At 41.7% G+C, this 4891-nt stretch carries 6 protein-coding genes; 1 reads left to right on the top strand and 5 read right to left on the bottom strand.

Annotated features, from left to right (window positions below):
* The 4 genes from B9J87_RS12805 to B9J87_RS12790 form a co-directional block, all read right to left on the bottom strand.
* Positions 1-704 (bottom strand): pyridoxal-dependent decarboxylase (locus B9J87_RS12805; protein WP_254918134.1); only part of this gene is annotated, 704 nt, incomplete at its 3' end.
* Positions 705-803: 99 nt separating this feature from the next.
* Entirely contained in the window at positions 804-1316 is a 513-nt protein-coding gene (locus B9J87_RS12800) for a hypothetical protein (RefSeq protein ID WP_013857115.1), read from the bottom strand.
* Between the two features lie 86 nt (positions 1317-1402).
* A complete protein-coding gene (locus B9J87_RS12795) occupies positions 1403-2308 on the bottom strand; it encodes a lysine exporter LysO family protein (RefSeq protein WP_094151060.1) in 906 nt (301 codons plus the stop codon).
* Positions 2309-2331: 23 nt separating this feature from the next.
* Complete coding sequence (locus B9J87_RS12790) at positions 2332-3252, bottom strand: HDOD domain-containing protein (protein WP_026028826.1); 921 nt, start codon at positions 3250-3252, stop codon at positions 2332-2334.
* A 370-nt stretch (positions 3253-3622) separates the two neighbouring features.
* Between B9J87_RS12790 and B9J87_RS12785 the strand changes: the two genes are divergently transcribed.
* Positions 3623-4216 carry a TfoX/Sxy family DNA transformation protein gene (locus tag B9J87_RS12785; RefSeq protein WP_013857112.1) on the top strand — a complete coding sequence of 198 codons (594 nt, stop codon included), beginning with the start codon at positions 3623-3625 and terminating at the stop codon, positions 4214-4216.
* Positions 4217-4304: 88 nt separating this feature from the next.
* On the opposite strand, the gene B9J87_RS12780 is transcribed toward B9J87_RS12785, so the two are convergent.
* The gene (locus B9J87_RS12780; protein WP_026027603.1) at positions 4305-4853 is read right to left on the bottom strand and encodes a hypothetical protein; all 549 of its coding nucleotides are present in this window, start codon (positions 4851-4853) and stop codon (positions 4305-4307) included.
* Positions 4854-4891 lie beyond the last annotated feature (38 nt).

The following is a 4891-nucleotide window of genomic DNA, read 5'->3' as shown; positions in this document are numbered from 1 at the left end:
CCCAATACGTCAGCGGCTTTCTTTAAAGAGTAATGGCCACGATCAGACACTAAAATGGCTAACCCGTGGTAACCATAATGACGCATGGCTTTAAACAGCCCCTCTTTTTCGACGCCTTGGAAATCACCATCGGCTTTCAAAGCATTATTACGAGCCACCCACAATGCCGTGATATTGGCAATTGTTCCGCCAGAGCAAAATGCACCGAGCGAATGATTAGCGCTATGCATCCATTGGCTGTAAAAAGCGTCGTTTTTTTGATAGATCAAACGATGCAACATACCCAAAACCTGCCGTTCTAGCGGTGTAAACGCTTTTGACGTTTCAATTTTGACTAAGTTTTGATTCAGCGCAATCATGATCTTTGATAACGGCATCAAGAAATATGGCAGTGCAGATGTCATATGACCAATAAAGCTAGGAGCCGAGGTATGCACTGAATGAGCGACTAAATTATCCAACAAATGCTGAGTATGTTCTGAAACGAACTCCGGTGACTCTGGAATTTGCGGATTAGAGAAATCTTTTTCGATCTCTTTGAGTGGTTTTTCTTCAGCGACAATATGTTCACGCAAGAAGAGGTTCAAATTGCGCGATAGCTCTTGGTCTATTTTTGTCAGTGTTGAGTCGGGGCCTTCGGGCACAGTGAAGATCCGTAACAAGCTCTCGAAACTCACATTTGCAGTTTTTTGTTCTGATACCATACAGCTTCGTTATTTTGATTTTATGGAATGCGAGCGGCACAATCTAAACGAAAACGGGACAGTTGTCCCGTCTTAATTCGGCTAGAGTAGAGGCGGCGACTAGTTACAGACTTTCTTTTCGATCAAGGCGATGGCATCGTTATATTTATTCAACGCAGCTTCGATCTGCTTCGGATGACTGAGCAATTCGGCTAAAGCTGAACGTAATTCATAGTTTTTTTCGTTAGGCTTTGCTTGGCGATCTTCATAGGTGATTTTAGCAATGTGGCCGAGATCATCACTGCGTGAGGCCAATACTTTAATGTCGTGCTGTTCTAGTTTTAACCAAGCTTCTACAGGTTGCGAGGTGGCAACTTTAGAAGGATCGTTGCTTAGGTAATAGTGGACTGCCGCACGGCTTAATTCAAAGTGATGCTGGCGTCCTTGCAGAAACCATTGGCTAACTTCAGTAAGTTCAGGATATTGCGCGGTCGTTAAGTCTGCGAGATCACTATACCAATGGAGAGACGCGTCGACATAAGCGTCATATTTTTCGGATAAGCATTGGTTATCAGCAGCGAGAGCAACATTCGCTGAAGTTGAGAGCAGTAGGGCAACGAGAACACGTTTCATAAATCTTCCTTTGGGCTTTGTTATTGTGTGGGAGTTTTCTACTCCCTATTGTTAGTTTAAATGAAGGCTAAAGTGATTCCTGAGATCTAGCCTGCAAGTGATACAAAGAACAGCATAAGAATAGGCACCAGTAGGCTGAGAATAAACCCACTGACAATTGCGATCGGTACGCAACGAACCCCGCCAGTTGTCTGGATCACGGGCAAGGTGAAATCCATCGCGGTTGCCCCAGCATAGCCGATGGCAGAGCAAGGTTTGGTTCGGATTAGCATGGGGATCATCACTAAAGCAACCAGTTCTCTAAGTAGCTCTATCATGAAAGAGGCACCACCATAGACTGGGCCGAAAGCATCACCCATTAAAATCCCGGCAAGTGAATACCATCCAAAACCGGAAGCCATGGCTAGTCCTCGATAAATTGGGATATCAAGAATCATGGCCGCAATGATCCCCCCAATCCAAGAGGTCAATATAATGACTAATGCGATGACCATTCCGTATTTATTGAGCAAAATTTGTCGTAGAGTTAAACCACTATTTCTCAACTGAATACCAATAAAGAAAAGTAATACGAACAGGATCCATTCACTGGCGGTGCTCACCCAACTTAAATCGAATCCTAATACAACCCCAAGCGCCAATCCTCCACCGACAACCACAATCAGCTTTACGGATTCTAACGCCATGCTAGATAGTGGCAGTTTTGAATGGTTCACATCGGTTTTTATGGGTAGAAATTTGTCAATAAAAGGCAAGACCAACAAGTTGCAAGCACCGATCATCAAGAAAAATACGGTGGTAAATTTGAGTATCAACTGTAGGTTACTGCCCAAGTTATCGAGGGCTGCCAAGCTTAAACCCATCAGAAACAGAATGACGTAAACTAACCAAGACGTGGCTTTATTTAATGCTGCTAGCCACTGTTGATTGGCAATAGAAAATAGATACCCCACTATTAGTGGGGCAAAAATAAATAACATCCCTGAGAACATCTCATCCTCTGATTATTTTGGGTTTAGAAGCCGCTTGCGTTGATCACATCATTGAGTTTTGATTTGAATTCAAGCTCACTAAGGTTACTTAAGTTGTATAGCACCTCAGCTCCGGTCGCATTAATTTCGACGTCATGCTCTTCAATCTCTTCATCTTGACGACGAAACAGTAAAAGATGGTGAGCAATACGTGCCACATCAAGGTAACTGACTTCGTGAGAAGATGCGACTAAAGATTGATTTCCTGCTACTTCAAGGAAATCTGAGTCGAACCCCCAACTTCTTAACACAAGCTGACTGGTTTTTGAACATCGCGACTGAAAAATCTGTAGGGCGATGTCTTGATCGAGATAGTTGCCTTTCTCAAGATATAAATGATATTCGTGTACCAGACAAAACAAGCCAATATCCGCAAGTAGACCGACAAGTAAGGCTTTTTCTTGCTCTAAATGTTGATATCGGCTTGGTTCTAGTTGTTTAAATGCGTGAGTTACCATCACCATGGTTGCGCCAAGCTCTCGCGATATGGCGGCGCTATTAACCAATATTTTATTGCATTCTTTGCTTAAGTTTACGGAGTGCTTTAACTGCTCAATCGCTTGAGCTGTTACAATGTCGCGTACTCGTAGTATGCCTAAGCGTGATACAGCCGTGACTAAATCCGTACAGGTAATATTTCGACGATTAAAGACAACAGAGTTTGCTACGCGTACTACAATTGCAGTCAGTCCGGGATCTTCAAGTAGACAATCGGCGACATCTGAAATTTCAGTAGATTCTAATGTGCATAAGCGCTGTATTTTTAGAACAACATCAGGAATAGGAGGAAGTGAAATTTTTCCTGTGCTGAGTGAGTGTTCAACCAATTGAGAAAATTCACTTTCTAACCCTTGGATGAGCATTTGATGATGATCTGGAAGCCAGTAAAAAGATAGATGATTCATAAATTTGTGCTCAATCTGTACTGAAGGCATTTTACCGTCTGCTAACCCAAATAAGCAATCAATTCACCATCAATCGCATAAATTTGTTTTCTTGATGCATTAATCTTAATACGTTAATGGAAAGCGTATGTGTCAAAAAAATTTATTCATAAACACAATGATGTGATTTCTATCTCATAACTCTGCTGAGATATGTCTATTGATGTGATGTATGCCCAGACTTATTTTGTATCGTTAACTATGATAGTACCCATATTAAGCAAGCTAATACTAAACTACTACAAGCTTGTTACTAACTTACTCTTTTTATTCGCAAAAATACGCTGCTATCTGGTGATCACTATTAATCGGGGAACTTGATTAAGGATCAATGGATATGATTGAGCATGCATTTTTCAATTACGTTATTAAATTTGGCGCATTTCAAAAGCGTTCAATGTTTGGTGGTGTTGGGCTTTTCCAAAAAGAAGCGATGTATTCACTGATTAGTGAAGAGTCTGTTTTTATTCGTGGAGGTGAAGAGCTCGATGATGCACTCACAAAATTAGGTTGCGAAAAATACAAACACGTTAAAAAGCAGACCACAGCAACCGTTAATTATTATGATATTACTGAGCTTTTTGTGAGCAATCATGAGAGCCTAGATACGATTATTGAACGTTCCATTCGTTATTCTGTTGAGCAACGTAGCTTTCAAAAATCCTCTGCAAGCCGTCGACTACGTGATTTACCAAACATGCAGTTAACGTTAGAGCGTATGGTTAAAAAAGCGGGCATCAATGATGTGGAAACGTTCATGCGCTTAGGTGCTCCTACGATATTTTCTAAAGTGAGAAAAACGTACGGTAGTGACGTCGATGTAAAACTACTGTGGAAGTTTGCTGGTGCGATCGAAGGTATTCATTGGAAATTGCTGCAAGAGCCTCGCAAGCGTCAATTATTAGAAAGCTGCTCATTACGCTGACAGTTTTGTAGCAAAGTTATCAAATAAATAGTTATCAAATAAAAAGCCGAGTCTTACGTCTCGGCTTTTTATTGTATTTAGCTTACACCTAGAACTTAAAACGAGTCGTAAACATCAGCTGATCGCCGTAAGCATCATTGATACGAGCTTCGGCACCGAGAGAGAACAGTTCTGTAGAATGAAAACGGGCATAAACAGACGCAATCCAGTCATCATTGTCATCGATAGAGACAAAGCCACCTTTGCCACCAACTTCCAACTGTGGTCCAAGCCATTGACGTACGCCAAGGTTTAATTCCATTCCTGTATCGGCGCTTTTATTATCGCGGGTATCTACGACGCGTAATAGCATTTCACCCGTGAAGTCAGCCCAGTTGTTAATAGGAGCATGAAAGCCAAAACCTGCGGCTGCGTCAAAATCACCTTCAAACTCAGAGTCTATACGACCAATAACATGTGCATTTGGGTGAATTGATTTGCTCATCGCAGCACCAAAGGTGACTGGACTTGCTCCAATACGAGCTTCGATATAGTCGTAACTAAAATTGCTCATGACGGATGGGCTATTTCGGTCTATTTCTGCCAGTGTTTGGCCTGATGCTAGCAGCAAAGCGGCTGCAATGATTGTTTTACGCATAGTCACTATAAACCTATATTTTTAGTTTATTTCCATGG

Origin of the sequence: Vibrio sp. V19_P1S1T109 (genome assembly GCF_002241375.1) — a bacterium.
Lineage (GTDB): Bacteria > Pseudomonadota > Gammaproteobacteria > Enterobacterales > Vibrionaceae > Vibrio > Vibrio anguillarum.
The sequence above is the reverse complement of the archived record's forward strand: the minus strand, read 5'-3'. Positions and strand labels throughout refer to the sequence as shown.